The organism is Nonomuraea sp. NPDC004702 (assembly GCF_053601695.1).
Genome location: NZ_JBSGCE010000005.1, coordinates 202,255 through 216,290 on the forward strand (window position 1 = coordinate 202,255; position 14,036 = coordinate 216,290).

A 14,036-nucleotide genomic window follows, 5' to 3' on the forward strand; every position below is an offset into this window, starting at 1 on the left:
AGATGGATGAACGTGAAGTTTCTCAACGACCAAGAGCCTCGTTACGATTTGACTTACAGCGACGTGTTCATGGTGCCGTCGCGCTCCTCGGTCGGATCGCGGCTCGCGGTCGACCTCTCCACGAACGACGGCACGGGCACCACGATCCCCATTGTCGTCGCCAACATGACCGCGGTCGCCGGCCGCCGCATGGCCGAGACCGTGGCCCGCCGCGGCGGGATCACCGTGATCCCCCAGGACATCCCCCTCGACGTCGTCGCCGACGTGGTCGACTGGGTCAAGAAGCGCGACCTGGTCCACGACACGCCGCTCACCCTCACCCCGCACGACACCGTGGGCGAGGCGCTGCAACTGCTGCCCAAACGCGCCCACAACGCGGTCATCGTCGTCGACTGGGACAACCGGCCCGTCGGCGTGGTGACCGAGGCCGACTGCCAGGGCGTGGACATGTACACGCAGCTGTCCGAGGTCATGTCGAGCGAGCTGCTCACGCTGCCCGCCGGACTCGACCCGCGCGGCGCCTTCGACCGCCTGCACGAGGGCCGCCACCGCCTCGCCCCCATCGTGGACGACGAGGGCCGGCTGGTCGGCATCCTCACCCGCACGGGCGCGCTGCGGGCCACCCTCTACCAGCCCGCGCTCGACGCCCAGGGCCGCCTGCGCATCGCCGCGGCCGTCGGCGTGAACGGCGACGTCGCCGCCAAGGCCAAGGAACTGCTGGAGGCCGGGGCCGACTGCCTGGTCGTGGACACCGCCCACGGCCACCAGGAGAAGATGATCGCCGCCCTGCGCGCCGTCCGGGCGCTCGACCCCGGCGTGCCGGTCGCGGCGGGCAACGTGGTGACCGCCGAGGGCGTGCGCGACCTGGTCGAGGCCGGGGCCGACATCCTCAAGGTCGGCGTGGGGCCGGGCGCCATGTGCACCACGCGGATGATGACCGGCGTCGGGCGTCCGCAGTTCTCGGCGGTGCTCGAATGCTCGGCCGAGGCCCGGCGGCTCGGCAGGCACGTCTGGGCGGACGGCGGCGTCCGGCACCCCCGTGACGTGGCCCTGGCGCTGGCGGCCGGGGCGTCCAACGTGATGATCGGCTCGTGGTTCGCCGGCACGTACGAGTCGCCCGGCGACGCCCGCACCGACGCCGACGGGCGCAAGTACAAGGAGAACTTCGGCATGGCCTCCTCCCGCGCCGTACGGCTCAGGACGGCCGAGGACTCCGCCTACGACCGCGCCAGGAAGGCACTGTTCGAGGAGGGCATCTCGACCTCGCGCATGTACCTCGACCCCAAGCGGCCCAGCGTGGAGGACCAGATCGACGGGATCGTCGCGGGCCTGCGGTCGTCGTGCACGTACGCGGGCGCGGCGAACCTGGAGGAGTTCCACCAGCAGGCCGTCGTCGGCATCCAGAGCTCCTCCGGCTACGCCGAGGGCATGCCGCTGCACCAGAGCTGGTGATCCACCGGCGCCGGTGACGTGCCTTTTCTCCCGGCTTCGGACGGCCCGGCGCCGGGAGAAAAGGGCGGGCATGAACGACGGCCGTACCCCGACGGCATAGAGTCGTCGGGTTATTGTCATCGTCAACAGGAGCACATTCGTGGCACTCGAGAAGCCCGAGATCGACTTCCCCGAGGGCAACCCGCCCGCCGACCTGGAGATCGTCGACCTCGTCGAAGGCACTGGCCCCGAGGCCAAGCCGGGCCACAACGTCAGCGTCCACTACGTGGGTGTCTCGTTCTCGTCCGGGGAGGAGTTCGACGCGTCGTGGAACCGCGGCCAGGCGTTCGAGTTCCCGCTCGGGGGCGGCCGCGTCATCGCGGGCTGGGACCGCGGGGTCGCCGGGATGAAGGTCGGCGGCCGTCGCAAGCTGGTCATCCCGCCGCACCTCGGTTACGGCGACCGCGGCGCGCCGCCGCGCATCAAGGGCGGCGAGACGCTGATCTTCGTGGTCGACCTGCTCGGCGTCAGCTAGACCGGGAACGGGCGGGCCGCCGACGGCGGCCCGCCCGGCTACCCCTGCTTTGGAGAACCCGGCACATATCGGGTGGGGAAATGTCGGCGTGGTGAGGCACGATAGCGGTGTGCTTCTGATCGACGTGGTCCGGACCTCCGACGCGGTGACGCGCACCTCCGCACGGCTGGGCAAGGTCGGGCATCTGGCCGAACTGCTCGCCCGGGTCGGCCCGGACGAGGCGGAGATCGCCATCGCCTACCTGTCGGGCGACCTGCCGCAGCGCCAGATCGGCGTGGGCTGGCGCTCACTGGAGGACGTCCCGCAGCCCAAACTCGCCGCAACCGCCACCCTCACGACCGTCGACGCGCTGCTGACCCAGATCAAGGCCGTCTCCGGCCCCGGCTCGCAGGCGGCGCGCAGAGCGCTGGTCGCCGAGCTGTTCGCCGGGCTGACCAGCCAGGAGCAGCAGTTCATGCGCAGGCTGCTCAACGGCGAGCTGCGCCAGGGCGCCCTCGACGGCGTGATGATCGAAGCGCTGGCCAAGGCGTCCGGCGCGCCGTCGGCCGACGTGCGGCGGGCGCTCACCCTGCGCGGCTGGCTGCCCGCCGTGGGCGCGGCGGCGCTGACGGGCGGCGTGGCGGCGCTGCACGCGTTCAAGCTGGAGGTGGGGCGGCCGGTCTCCCCCATGCTCGCCGGCAGCGCGCCCAACGTGGCCGCCGCGCTGGAGAAGGCCGGCTCGCCCGCGTCCCTGGAGTGGAAGCTCGACGGCGTACGCGTGCAGGCCCACCGCTCGGGCGCGCAGGTGCGGGTCTTCACCCGCACTCTCGACGACATCACCGCGCAGGTGCCCGAGCTGGTCGAGGCGGTGCTCGGGCTCGACTCCGCCGACCTGGTGCTCGACGGCGAGGTCCTCGCGCTGCGGCCGGACGGGCGTCCCCACCCGTTCCAGGTGACCGCGAGCCGCGTCTCCAGCAAGACCGACGTCGCCAGGCTGCGCGAGCAGACCCCGCTCAGTGTGTTCTTCTTCGACGCGCTGCGCGCCGACGGCGCCGACCTGCTCGACCTGCCGTACTCGCAGCGCCAGGAGGCCCTGGCCCGCGCCGTCCCGCCCGGTCTGCTGACGCCGCGGCTGATCACCGCCGACGTGGCCGAGGCGGAGAAGTTCTTCACCGACGTGGTCAAGGCGGGCCACGAGGGCCTGGTGGTGAAGTCCCTGTCCTCCCCGTACGCGGCCGGCCGGCGCGGCGCGGGCTGGATCAAGGTCAAGCCCCGGCACACGCTCGACCTGGTCGTCCTGGCGGCCGAGTGGGGCCATGGCCGGCGGGAGGGCAAGCTGTCCAACCTGCACCTGGGCGCGCGCGACCCCGAGGGCGGGTTCGTCATGCTCGGCAAGACGTTCAAGGGGCTCACCGACGAGCTGCTGGCCTGGCAGACCGAACGCTTCCTCGAACTCGCCGACGGCCCCACCGACGAATGGGCGGTCAAGCTGCGGCCCGAGCTGGTGGTGGAGATCGCCTTCGACGGCGTGCAGCGTTCGCCGCGCTACCCCGGGGGGATGGCGCTGCGGTTCGCCCGGGTGCTGCGCTACCGCCCGGACAAACGCCCCGAGGACGCCGACACCGTAGACACCGTCCGCTCCCTCATGCTCTGACCACACCGCACAGACCCCTTGGGGGTAAGCGAGGGGTCACCTGCCGCTCCCGTCGCTTCCCCCGCACACTCCCGAAGACCCTGCACATCCGCACCCAAGAACCGCCGCCCCACCGCCTTGCCGACAGACCCTCGCACCCTTCCCCGTACGGAACTGCACACCCAAGAAGCAGGCTCAGCAGCACGCGAGCACCGACGAGCACGGGGTACCCACCCGCCTTGCCACCAATCCCCCGCACACCCTCCTCGAACGGACTGCACACCCAAGAACAGGCACCGCGGCGAGTGCGGCGGCGAGGAGGAGGCTGGCCGTCTTGGCGCCGTGCTCTGCTGTTCACGGCGTGAGGATGCCCTCGGTCTCGACCTGAGGGGCGGGTTGGGCCGTTCGCGGCCTTAGATCAAGGTCAGCCCAGTTGCGGCCTTAGATCGAGTTGCGCCTGTTTGTGGGCTGCGGTCGGGTTGGCCTGCGGTGTGGTGTTAGACGAGTTCTGTCGTTCGCCGGAAAGCCCAAGATCCTCGGCGTACGCTCGGCGTTCTGGGCCTCTTGCGCCCTTAAGTGAGATATGTCACTGTATGTCGCATTAAGTTGTCTTTACCTGCTGTTTGTCGCATATGTTCGTCCTCGCCCGCCGGATCCCCCATCCCTTGCGGGCGGACAGGCCGTCACACGCCGCCCACCCCCCTTGACCTGGCCTTTCCCTTTCCTGTCCCCTAGCTAGGACCGTGGTTTACCTTGGGCCAGCACTCTCACAAATCGTCCCCCAACGACCGCAAGCTCTCCCCGGGCAAGCGCCGCTGGACCGCCATCGCCGCTGGGGCCGCCGTAGTGGCCGCCGCCTCGACCACCGCCTGGGCCGCCGTCGGCAACGACGCCCCCGGCACCACCGCCGCCAAGGACGCCGCCACGGCGACCACCTCCACCGGCACCCCCAACCCGCCGGTCGCTGCCAACCTCTCCCAGGCCAGGACCGCCACCCCGGTTCCCAAGGCTTCGAGCCCCAGCGCCTCGACCTCCACTGCTTCGGGGCCGAGCGCGAAGGGCGTCCCGAACTCCCCGCACGGCGCCAACCCCGCGCCGAAGGCCCCCGCCGCCGCCCGGCCCGACGCCACCGAAACGTCGGCCTCCGACACAGCCTCGTCCGACACGGCGGCATCCGACACAGCGGCATCCGACACGGCAACGTCCGACACGGCGAAGAAGACGACCAAGACCGTCAAGCCGGTCAAGCTCCGGGCCACGAAGCCGAAGGTCCGCGTCCTGTCCTCCGGGACGTGTGGCGCCTCGTACTACGGCGATCCCCAGATGACGGCCAGCGGCGAACGCTTCAACCCCTCCGCCATGACCGCCGCGCACAAGACCCTTCCGCTGGGCAGCCGTGTCCGCGTCACCAACCCGCGCAACGGTTCGGCGGTGACCGTACGCATCAACGACCGCGGCCCGTACGTGGGCGGCCGGTGCCTCGACCTCTCCAGGGCCGCGTTCGACGCGATCGGCAGCCTTGGGGCGGGCGTGATGACCGTCCGCTACGAAGTCCTGGCCCGCTGACCGCGTTCGGTCTCTCTCCTCGGCCCCGCCCCCGCTCATTCGTCCCTGGGGGCGGGCCGGGCCCTCCCCCAACACCGCCCCCCACGAATCCACAAATGCGCCGATCCTGGCTGCCGACATCCCAGCCCGATCGCCGGTCTCTATCGGAGGGCCGGGGAGCCGAGGAAATGGAACCGCGACATCGGGATCGGGGTGTTCGGGGGCGGACATCGGTCACCCGGGGACCGAACCCGGAATGTCGGGGCTGCGACCGGAATGCCCGGAGGGCGGAACCCGAGGACTGGGCCCCCGGAGGGCCGGAACCCGAGGACTGGGCCCCCGGAGGGCCGGAACCCGAGGACTGGGCCCCGGATGTCCAGGAGCTGCGACCGGGATGCCTGGAGGCCTCAGGTGGACAACTGGTTCCGGACATCACCGACATCCCTCGGGCCGTTACCGCAGCCCGGGATCCGAGCCCCCTGCCCCCCTGCTCTTCCAGACGTCCCCGAATCCCTCGGCCCCGCTGCCTGGACGTCTCTTCGATGGCGATCTCGATACCGCGGTCTCGATGGCTCGGGCCCCGGCCCGAAATCCCCGCACCCCGATTTTCCAGGGGGACGCCCCCAACGTCCCCGGACGTCCCTCAGTCCCGATGCCGCGGGTCCCGCTCCCCTGCCATTCCCGGACGTCCCCGACATCCCGCAGGCCCGCTCCCGGACGTCTCCTCGATCGCGGTCTCGATACCGCGATTTCGATGGCTCGGGCCTTCAACCCGAAGTCCCCGCACCCCGATTCCCCAGGGGGACGCCCCCGACGTCCCCGGAGCTTCCCCGACGTCCCTCAGTCCCGATGCCGCGGGCCCCGATCCGGATCTCCCGATCCTCGCCATTCCCGGACGTCCCCCGACATCCCGCAGGCCCGCTCCCGGAGGGCTCCCCGATCGCAGTCCCGACACCGCGGTTCCGGTATATCGGGCCCCCCACCCGAGTCTCCGGGCACTTGGCATCCCCAAATGTCCCGCAACATCCCTCGGTCCCGCTCCCCGGTCTCGAGCCTGATACCTCAAGGCCCTCGACCCGATATCCCCCGCCCACCCGCATCCGCGGATACCTCGATGCGGTACCGATCCCGTGATCCCTCAGGCATCCCGACCCGAAATCCCCGGACCATGATTTTCCGGGGACGCCCCCGATGTCCCCGGACGTCCCCCGACGCCCCATGGTCCCGGTACCGCGTGTCTCGGCCCCGGTCCTCCGCGATTCCTGGGACGTCCCCCGACATCCCTTGAGCCCGATCTGAGTTGCCCGGGTCTCGGCATCGCTTGGTCCTGATCCAGATCCTCGGACGTCGCGATCCACCTCTCGGATATCCCCCCGACATCCGCTGTCCGTGAGACCCCCGCCTCTGCGAATTGCGCGTCCGTCTATTAGCCGGCACCGCGCGTCGGCTTTTCTCCAACCCGTGCGCACGCCGCCGTTTCGTCGAGAGCAGGCTCCCCCGCGTGCTGCCGGGAGGCGTTACTTGACCAGGCGGACCGTCAGCGGGTAGCGGAAGCTGCTCTCGGCCAGGGCCGAGATGCCACCGACGATGCCCAGGACGACGGCGCCGACCCAGATCACCGGCAGCAGCACGATGCCGATGACGGTGAGCGGCAGGATGCAGGTCGCCCCCACCACGGTGAGCTGGAAGTTCAGGGCCTCCAGCGCCTGCCGCCGCAGGTACGGAGAGGTCTTGGCCGCCGTGAGCAGCAGGATCAACGGGCCCACCACCGGGATCCCGATGGCCATCAGCAGGTGGCCGAAGGCGGCCTGGACGCGTTCGTTGCTCTCCGGAGCCCGTTCCGGACGGACCGGACGGGGCATCGGCGGCGCGAATCTCGGCACCGCCATCGTCCCGTACAGCTCGTTCATGATGGGCATCAGGTCGCCGTGCGTACGCGCGGTCATCGCACGTTCCAGCCGGTCGTCGAACTCCAGCTTGTCGAAGCGGCCTTCCGCGTAGGCAGCCTTGACGTGCTCGACGACGTGCTCTCGGTCCTGGTGGGTGACGCGCAGATGAGCTGGCGGCACCTGTCCCGGCCCGGGGGTCTTGGGTACCCCAGCCATGATGGTCATGCCTCTCCTTGGAATCGGCAGTCAACTTTCATACTGCGTCCTCGGAGCCGGACGTGCCATCGGGAGAAACCCCGAGCTGTCCCCGAGATCATCCCCGACACCGGCGCTCCGGACGGTATAAAAAGGATCCATGAGATGGCGAGACCGCTACGGTATCCGTCGGCTGCGCGGGCAGAAGATCGCGCGGTTCGACCGCGAGGCGACCGATGCCGACATCGAAGCGCTCATCGCCTTCGCACGTTCGCGGCGTGGCGTCGAGTTCTACGTCGAGCCTGAGACGTTCGCCACCGACACGACCGCTGTGGCGGTGGCCGACGACGGCGAGTGGACCAGGCGCAGGGTCGGGTCGCCCGCGGTGATCCACAAGGTGGCCCGAGATCTGGCGTTACCGGTGTACGACGTGCAGCTGACGGGCTATCCCCCTCGGATGCGTGCTTACAACGAGCGCCGGCGCCGCGAAGAAGGCAGCCTGTAGTTCCGGCGGAAAGGGTGCTGGTGGAGGCCACCGGCACCCTTTCTTCATGCGCTCCCGCCCGGCCCCCGGTGCCGGTCGGGCCCCGGCGGGGGCGGGACGTCGTCGAGCAGGCCGAGCATGGGGATCAGCCAGCCGCCGTTGGCCGGCCCCATGGCGGTGTCGAGCTCGGCGGGGCTGGGCAGGCGGTCTCGGACGACGGCGGGTGAGAGCAGGCTCTGCAGGGCGTGCATCAGGAGATTGGCCATCGAGTAGTGGGGGTCGGTGGTGAGGGCGCGTTCGAGGGCGATGGTGGCCAGGATGTTGTCGCCCGTACGCCAGGCCGCCATGGCCAGCAGGGAGGCGGCCGGCGGGACGAAGCGGGGCTCCAGGCGGCGGGTGAGGTCTTTCCACAGAGGCAAATGGGCCTCGCGCATCATGGTCCAGGCTTCGTCGCGGACTCTGATCACGGTCAGGGCCAGGCCCAGGCGGGCGGCTGCGATGTCGTCGAGGCGGAGGCCGTCGCCGGGGGCGGTCAGAGTCGCGCGGACTTCGGCGAGCGCCTCGGCGACGTAGCCGCGGGCGAAGGTGTCCAGGTCAGGGGCGGCCACCAGGCGGGCGCGGACCTCGGCGACGGCGGTGGCGGTGGCCTGGCGCATCGCCATGCGGACCGGGCCGGCGGCGGGGGCGATCGTGCGTTCGAGACTGCGGCGGTCGGGGAGGGCGACCAGGCCGCGCACGGTGGCCTCGGCGGCGATCTGGCTGGTGGTCGGGTCGTACGGGGTGCCTTCGGGCGGGCAGCACCGGGGCAGGTCGCAGACGTAGGACCAGTAGCGGCCTTCGTGGGCGCGGAGCGCCTCGCCCACGCGGATCTCCGATGCGGCGGCGAGCCGCCTGGCCTCGTCGACGGCGGGTGTGACCGTGTCGCCTCTGCCGTAGCCGACGATGACCAGTTCGGTGACGCCTTCACGGGACAGCAGGCCGGGGAGGGGGGCGAGGGTGCCCCGGGGGAACGGGAGGTCCCACCGCGCGGCCACCTTGGCCTGGCCCCGGTGGAGGCCGACCACGACCAGGCTGTCGTGGGGGTGGAAGCCGACCAGGTAGGGGACGGCGGCCAGGATGTCGGCCGGACTGGTGAGCGTGAGGCAGGGGGCCGGGGCGTTGGTCGTCATGAGCGTCAAGGGTGCCGGGGAGGCACGCCTCGCGAACGCCCGAGCGCGGTTCTGTGGATGACGAGCGCCCCGACGGCCCACCCTGTGGACGACCTCGCACGAATGGAACAAACCGGCAGGTCAGGCGGCGAAGCCGGAGACGGGGATCAGGCGGGTGGGGGGGTCACGTCTGTGGGGGTCACGCCAGTGGGGGGGGTTACGCGGGTGGGAGTCAGGCCGCTGGGATCACGCGGGTGGGGGCACGCCGGTTGGATCACGTGGGTGGGGGCGCGGGTGGGAGGTCACGCCGGTGGTATCGCGCGGGTGGGTTATGCCGGTGGGGTCACGTGGGTGGGGTCGGGGGGTGGGGTGGGGGTTGTGCGGGCGCGTACGAGGAGGGCGGCGCCGGCCACCGCGGCCGGCATGGCCACCACCGCCACGAACGGCACCAGGAACAGCAGGAACCCCACCACCCCGAACCCCAGCGTGGTCGCCATGTTCCGGCGCAGCAGCGCGAACCGTTCCTTCCTGGCAACCCCCCGCCTTTCGAGGGCCAGCGTGGTCAGCTCGACCGTCAGGAAGAACCCGGAGACGAAGGCGCCGACCACGGGCACCACCGTCTGGCCGATCACCGGCACGAACCCCAGGAAGAACAGCGGCACGGTGAACAGCAGCACGTAGAACAGGGTGATCAGGCTGTCCCTGATCGAGCGGGGCAGCGTACGCCACCACGGCTGCTCCACCGCGCCGGGCAGCGGGTCGGCCTCGGCCGAGAGCCGTTCGTAGAACGGCTCGCCGATCGCCAGCGTCAGCGCCGTGAACGTCAGCACCGCCAGCGCCAGCCCGCCGAGGAAGATCGCGATGCCGACCAGCGTGCGGAACAGGTCGGCCCAGCTCCACGAGTCGGCGAAGGGGGTGAAGAACTCGGCCACGTCGCGCGCGTGGGTGCCGAGCAGGATCAGCGCCGCCACGTAGACGGCGAACGCGATCACCGCCGGGATCAGCCCGAACAGCCACCACCGGCCGTGCCGCGACACCCATCCGAGACCCTGGAAGAAGAAGCCGACGCCGGCGGCGAAGTCGCGCAGAGATCGCATGCCCGGCAGGCTAGCGCCAGAACGACGTGACCGCGTAACCCAGCTCGTCGAACAGCTCGCGCAGCAGCGGCAGGGACACCCCGAGCACGTTGCCGTGGTCGCCCTCGATGCCCTCGACGAACCAGCCGCCGCGCCCCTCGATGCTGAACCCGCCGGCCAGGCCGAGCGGCTCGCCGGTGGCGACGTAGGCGGCGATCTCCTCCTCCGACGGCTGGCCGAAGCGCACCACGGTGGTGGCCACCTGCGCCGCCTGCCGGCCGGCCGGCACGTCGATCACGCAGTGGCCGGTCACCAGGCGGCCGGTGCGCCCGCGCATGATGCGCCAGCGCTCGACGGCCTCCTCGGGGGTGCCGGGCTTGCCGTAGGGGCGGCCGTCGAGTTCGAGGATCGAGTCGCAGCCGATGACCAGCCCCTCCTCCAGCCCGCTCGCGACGGCCTGCGCCTTGGCCTTGGCCAGGACGAGGCTGAGCGCCGCCGGCGAGTGCGCGGAGAAGGCGTCCTCGTCGACCCCGGAGACGATCACCTTGGGGTCGAGGCCGGCGTTGCGCAGAACGGTGAGGCGGGTGGGCGAGGCAGAGGCCAGAACGATCACCGTCCCAGCTTACCGAAGGCCCGCGCGGTCACCAGTCGTGGTTGGGGGTGCCCCTCGCGGGCTGCCGGTCGGCCGGGTCGTACGGTCCGCCCTGGGCCGGGACGGCGCCGCCGAAGATGCCGCTCAGCAGGCCGTCGAGCAGGTGGCCGAGGCCGCCGGGCAGCGAGGCGTGCTCCTCGCGCAGGTCGGCGGCCAGGGCGGAGGCGTCCATGTTGGCCTTGGCGGCGCGGCCGGCCAGGAGGGACATGACCATGGGGGCGACCAGCGGGAGCAGCCGCATGATGGTGCCGGAGCTGACGCCGGCCAGTTGCGAGAGCCCGGCCGCGGCCCGTTCGGTGCCCTGGCCGCCGAGGACGTGGCCGAGGATGCTGTGGCCGTCGCGGGTCAGGGAGGCCACGTCGCCGTTGAAGGGGTCGGCGTCGACGTGGTCGTCGAGGGCGCCGCGCAGGGCCTCGGCGCCGTCGGGGTGCTCGGCGTTGCGGGCCATGCCGCCGATGACGGTGCCGGCCACGGCCTCGACGACCTTGCGCGCCGTGGCCGTGTCGGTGCCGAGCATGCCGGCGATCTGGTCTACGCCTGAGTCGCCGAGCTGGGTGAGAAGCTCGTCATTCAGTGTCAAGGCAGTCCCCCGATCCGAGTCGCGGGAGACGTTCCCCGGCCGTGATCGAGGCAAGGCCGGGGTTCCCCTAAGTCTCGGGAAAGGCGGGTCTCCCGCGGGGCTCAGTCGAGGGCGGGCTGCTTGCTGCCGCTGGCCAGGCCGGCGGCGGCGTACGCGCTCGCCTCGTCGAGCGTCTCGTGTTCGAGCAGGGCCGCCACGATGCCGTCGAGCCGTTCGCGGTTCTCGGTGAGCACCTGGACGGCGCGCTCGTAGCACTCGTCCACGATGCGCCGCGCCTCCTCGTCGACGGTGGCCAGCGTGGCCGGCGACGCCTGCGGCGAGGAGCCGTCGTTGGGCAGGATGGTCAGCGGGCCGATCTTCTCCGACATGCCCCAGCGGCCCACCATGCCGCGCGCGATCATGGTGACCTGTTCGAGGTCGTTCTCGGCGCCGGTGGTGATGATGCCGTAGACGACCTGCTCGGCCGCCATGCCGCCGAGCGCGCCGGTGATGCGCCCGCGCAGGTACGGCTCGTCGTAGGCGTAGCGGTCGGTGTCGGGGGTGGACAGCGTGACGCCGAGCGCCCGGCCGCGGGGGATGATCGAGATCTTCCTGACCGGGTCGGCGCCGGGCTGGAGCATGCCGAGCAGGGCGTGCCCGGCCTCGTGGAAGGCGGTGCGGGTGCGCTCCTCCTCCGGCATCACGATGCTGCGGGCGGCGCCGAGCTGGAGCTTCTCCAGCGCGTCCGCGAAGTCGGACATGTCGACCTTCTCCTTGCCGCGCTTGGCGGCGAGGAGTGCGGCCTCGTTGACCAGGTTGGCCAGGTCGGCGCCGGTCATGCCGGGGGTGGTCTTGGCGATGCGGTCGAGGCTGACCTCGCCGTCGAGCGGCACGCCGCGCGAGTGGACCTCCAGGATGGCGGTGCGTCCTGCCGCGTCGGGCAGGCCCACCTGCACCGTACGGTCGAAGCGCCCGGGACGGAGCAGCGCCGGGTCGAGGATCTCGGGCCGGTTGGTGGCCCCGATGACGATCACGCCCTCGGCGCCGGAGAAGCCGTCCATCTCGGTGAGGATCTGGTTCAGCGTCTGCTCGCGCTCGTCGTGGCCGCCGATGCCGCCCGCGCCGCCGCGGGCCCGTCCGATGGCGTCGATCTCGTCGATGAACACGATCGAGGGCGCGACCTTGCGGGCCTCCTCGAACAGGTCGCGGACGCGCGAGGCGCCCACGCCGACGATCATCTCGATGAACTCGGAGGCGCTGGCCGAGAAGTACGGCACCTTGGCCTCGCCCGCCACGGCCCTGGCCAGCAGCGTCTTGCCGGTGCCGGGAGGGCCGGCGAGCAGCACGCCCTTGGGCAGCTTGGCGCCCAGCCGGCGGTACTTGCCGGGGTCCTTCAGGTAGTCGACGACCTCGACGAGCTCGTTCTCCACCTCGTCGATGCCGGCGACGTCGTCGAACGTGACGCGCACCTTGTGGGCCTCGACCGGCTTGGCGGCCTTGGACTTGCCGAGCCCGCTCAGGCCGCCGCCCATCATGCTGGCGCCGCGGCGCATGATCCAGATCCACAGGCCGGCCAGCAGCAGCACGGGCAGCAGCGACAGCAGCAGGTTGGAGAAGAAGCCGCGGGTCAGCGGCTTGGACGTGGTCTCCACCTGGGCCGACTTGAGCTGCTGGTCGAGCTGGTCGGTGTTGGCGAAGGCGGGGATCTCGGTCTGGAACTTGGTGTAGGACTCGTTGCTCTCGGGGTTCTTGGCCGCGCTTCTCAGGTCGCCTTCGACCGACAGCCCCTGGGCGTAGATGTCCTTGACGTTCTTCGCCTCGACCTGCTTGGTGAACTCGGTGTAGGAGATCGTCTCGACCGAGTTGTTGTCGACCAGGGAGGAGACGACGAAGAAGCCCGCGTACACCACGAGCAGGGTGACGACGAAGCGCCACCAGTTGATCTTCGGCCGCCCGCCTGGCGAACCGGGCAGGCCCTCCGAGCGCCAGGGCGGCTTGACCTTGCCCTTGTTCGGTGCCTGCGGCGGTCCAGAGCGTTCCACGGCGTCACTCCCCCACATCGCCGCATACATGATCTTTCTAGCCTAGAACACGCACTCCTGAGACCACGCGGCCAATATCACGCCAACGCTTCCTCTGCGAGTCAGGCACTGTGACGAACGCAAGTCCTGGCTTGCTCATTCCCCCGTCCATCACCACGACGGCCGCCCGGGAGGAATGTTTGCCGTATTTGACGCGGTATACGAGCATCCATCCGGTTTTGACGCGTTGTGAGGCGAGCCAGCTGATCTTGGAGCCCTTGGGGTGGTGGTTGAGCGTCCAGCGCGCGGCCAGCAGCGCCGTGTCGCGCGGCGACTTCTGCTCCATGATCGGCAGCGGGCAGGTCACCAGCATGCCGCGCAGCCTGCCGCCGCGCACCGCCGGCAGCACCTGCTTGCTGGTGAACGGCGCCGCCCCGTGCGTCTTCCACGGCTTGCCCAGCCGGGGCACGGCCAGGCCGGTGCGCCGGTCCTTCACCAGCCGTCTGGCCGGCCGGGGCAGGGCCATCCGCTTGACGCGGCCGGTCAGGCGGGGCACCCGCGGGTCGGCGTACAGGGCCTGCATGGCGGTGTAGCCGGGCGCGAGCGAGGAGCCCGGCGACGGCGTCGGGGTCGGCGTGAGAGCGGACGTCGGCGTGAGGGAGGACGTCGGCGTGGGGGTGGCCGACGGCGTGGGGGCCGCCGCGGACGAGGCGGGTGCGGACGAGGCGGGTGCGGCCGGCGGCGCGGTTACCGGCCCCGCCACGACCTCGTCCGGCCCGGACGGGAGCGCCAGGACGATCACCGTGGCGCCGACCGCCACGGCCGCCACGACGGCGAGCCCCCGATATATCGACCGCATCCGGACATCGCCGATGCGGGAGCGCCTGGG

Annotated in this window: 12 protein-coding genes; 5 read left to right on the plus strand and 7 right to left on the minus strand. The window is 71.2% G+C overall.

Going from position 1 to position 14,036, the window contains the following annotated elements; translation table 11 throughout:
- Window positions 1-12 precede the first annotated feature (12 nt).
- The 4 genes from ACWEJ6_RS09510 to ACWEJ6_RS09525 all read left to right on the plus strand — a co-directional run bounded on the left by ACWEJ6_RS09510 (window position 13) and on the right by ACWEJ6_RS09525 (window position 5,144).
- Entirely contained in the window at window positions 13-1,452 is a 1,440-nt protein-coding gene (locus tag ACWEJ6_RS09510; protein WP_387663500.1) for a GuaB1 family IMP dehydrogenase-related protein, read from the plus strand.
- A gap of 139 nt (window positions 1,453-1,591) precedes the next feature.
- Window positions 1,592-1,966: an FKBP-type peptidyl-prolyl cis-trans isomerase gene (locus ACWEJ6_RS09515; RefSeq protein ID WP_352357863.1), complete on the plus strand. Its 375-nt coding sequence runs from the start codon at window positions 1,592-1,594 to the stop codon at window positions 1,964-1,966.
- 109 nt (window positions 1,967-2,075) lie between these two features.
- Window positions 2,076-3,599 carry an ATP-dependent DNA ligase gene (locus ACWEJ6_RS09520; RefSeq protein WP_452422667.1) on the plus strand — a complete coding sequence of 508 codons (1,524 nt, stop codon included), beginning with the start codon at window positions 2,076-2,078 and terminating at the stop codon, window positions 3,597-3,599.
- Between the two features lie 732 nt (window positions 3,600-4,331).
- Window positions 4,332-5,144, plus strand: a complete 813-nt coding sequence (locus ACWEJ6_RS09525) for a septal ring lytic transglycosylase RlpA family protein (protein WP_452422669.1) — start codon at window positions 4,332-4,334, stop codon at window positions 5,142-5,144.
- A 1,496-nt stretch (window positions 5,145-6,640) separates the two neighbouring features.
- Here the strand turns inward: ACWEJ6_RS09525 and ACWEJ6_RS09530 are convergent.
- A complete protein-coding gene (locus ACWEJ6_RS09530) occupies window positions 6,641-7,237 on the minus strand; it encodes a DUF1707 and DUF4870 domain-containing protein (protein ID WP_387663493.1) in 597 nt (198 codons plus the stop codon).
- A gap of 130 nt (window positions 7,238-7,367) precedes the next feature.
- Between ACWEJ6_RS09530 and ACWEJ6_RS09535 the strand changes: the two genes are divergently transcribed.
- Window positions 7,368-7,712, plus strand: a complete 345-nt coding sequence (locus ACWEJ6_RS09535) for a hypothetical protein (protein ID WP_352327808.1) — start codon at window positions 7,368-7,370, stop codon at window positions 7,710-7,712.
- Window positions 7,713-7,756: 44 nt separating this feature from the next.
- Here ACWEJ6_RS09535 and ACWEJ6_RS09540 read toward each other — a convergent pair whose 3' ends face one another.
- The 6 genes from ACWEJ6_RS09540 to ACWEJ6_RS09565 form a co-directional block, all read right to left on the minus strand.
- On the minus strand, window positions 7,757-8,860 hold the full coding sequence (locus ACWEJ6_RS09540; RefSeq protein ID WP_452422671.1) for a DUF4192 domain-containing protein: 1,104 nt from the start codon (window positions 8,858-8,860) through the stop codon (window positions 7,757-7,759).
- Between the two features lie 308 nt (window positions 8,861-9,168).
- Entirely contained in the window at window positions 9,169-9,936 is a 768-nt protein-coding gene (locus ACWEJ6_RS09545) for an EI24 domain-containing protein (RefSeq protein WP_452422673.1), read from the minus strand.
- 10 nt (window positions 9,937-9,946) lie between these two features.
- Window positions 9,947-10,528 carry a Maf family protein gene (locus ACWEJ6_RS09550; RefSeq protein WP_352327805.1) on the minus strand — a complete coding sequence of 194 codons (582 nt, stop codon included), beginning with the start codon at window positions 10,526-10,528 and terminating at the stop codon, window positions 9,947-9,949.
- Between the two features lie 28 nt (window positions 10,529-10,556).
- Window positions 10,557-11,147: a DUF937 domain-containing protein gene (locus ACWEJ6_RS09555; protein WP_387663487.1), complete on the minus strand. Its 591-nt coding sequence runs from the start codon at window positions 11,145-11,147 to the stop codon at window positions 10,557-10,559.
- Between the two features lie 101 nt (window positions 11,148-11,248).
- On the minus strand, window positions 11,249-13,168 hold the full coding sequence (ftsH, locus tag ACWEJ6_RS09560; protein ID WP_358284106.1) for an ATP-dependent zinc metalloprotease FtsH: 1,920 nt from the start codon (window positions 13,166-13,168) through the stop codon (window positions 11,249-11,251).
- A gap of 37 nt (window positions 13,169-13,205) precedes the next feature.
- Window positions 13,206-14,006, minus strand: coding sequence for a hypothetical protein (locus ACWEJ6_RS09565; protein WP_452422676.1), 801 nt, complete (start codon window positions 14,004-14,006; stop codon window positions 13,206-13,208).
- Window positions 14,007-14,036 lie beyond the last annotated feature (30 nt).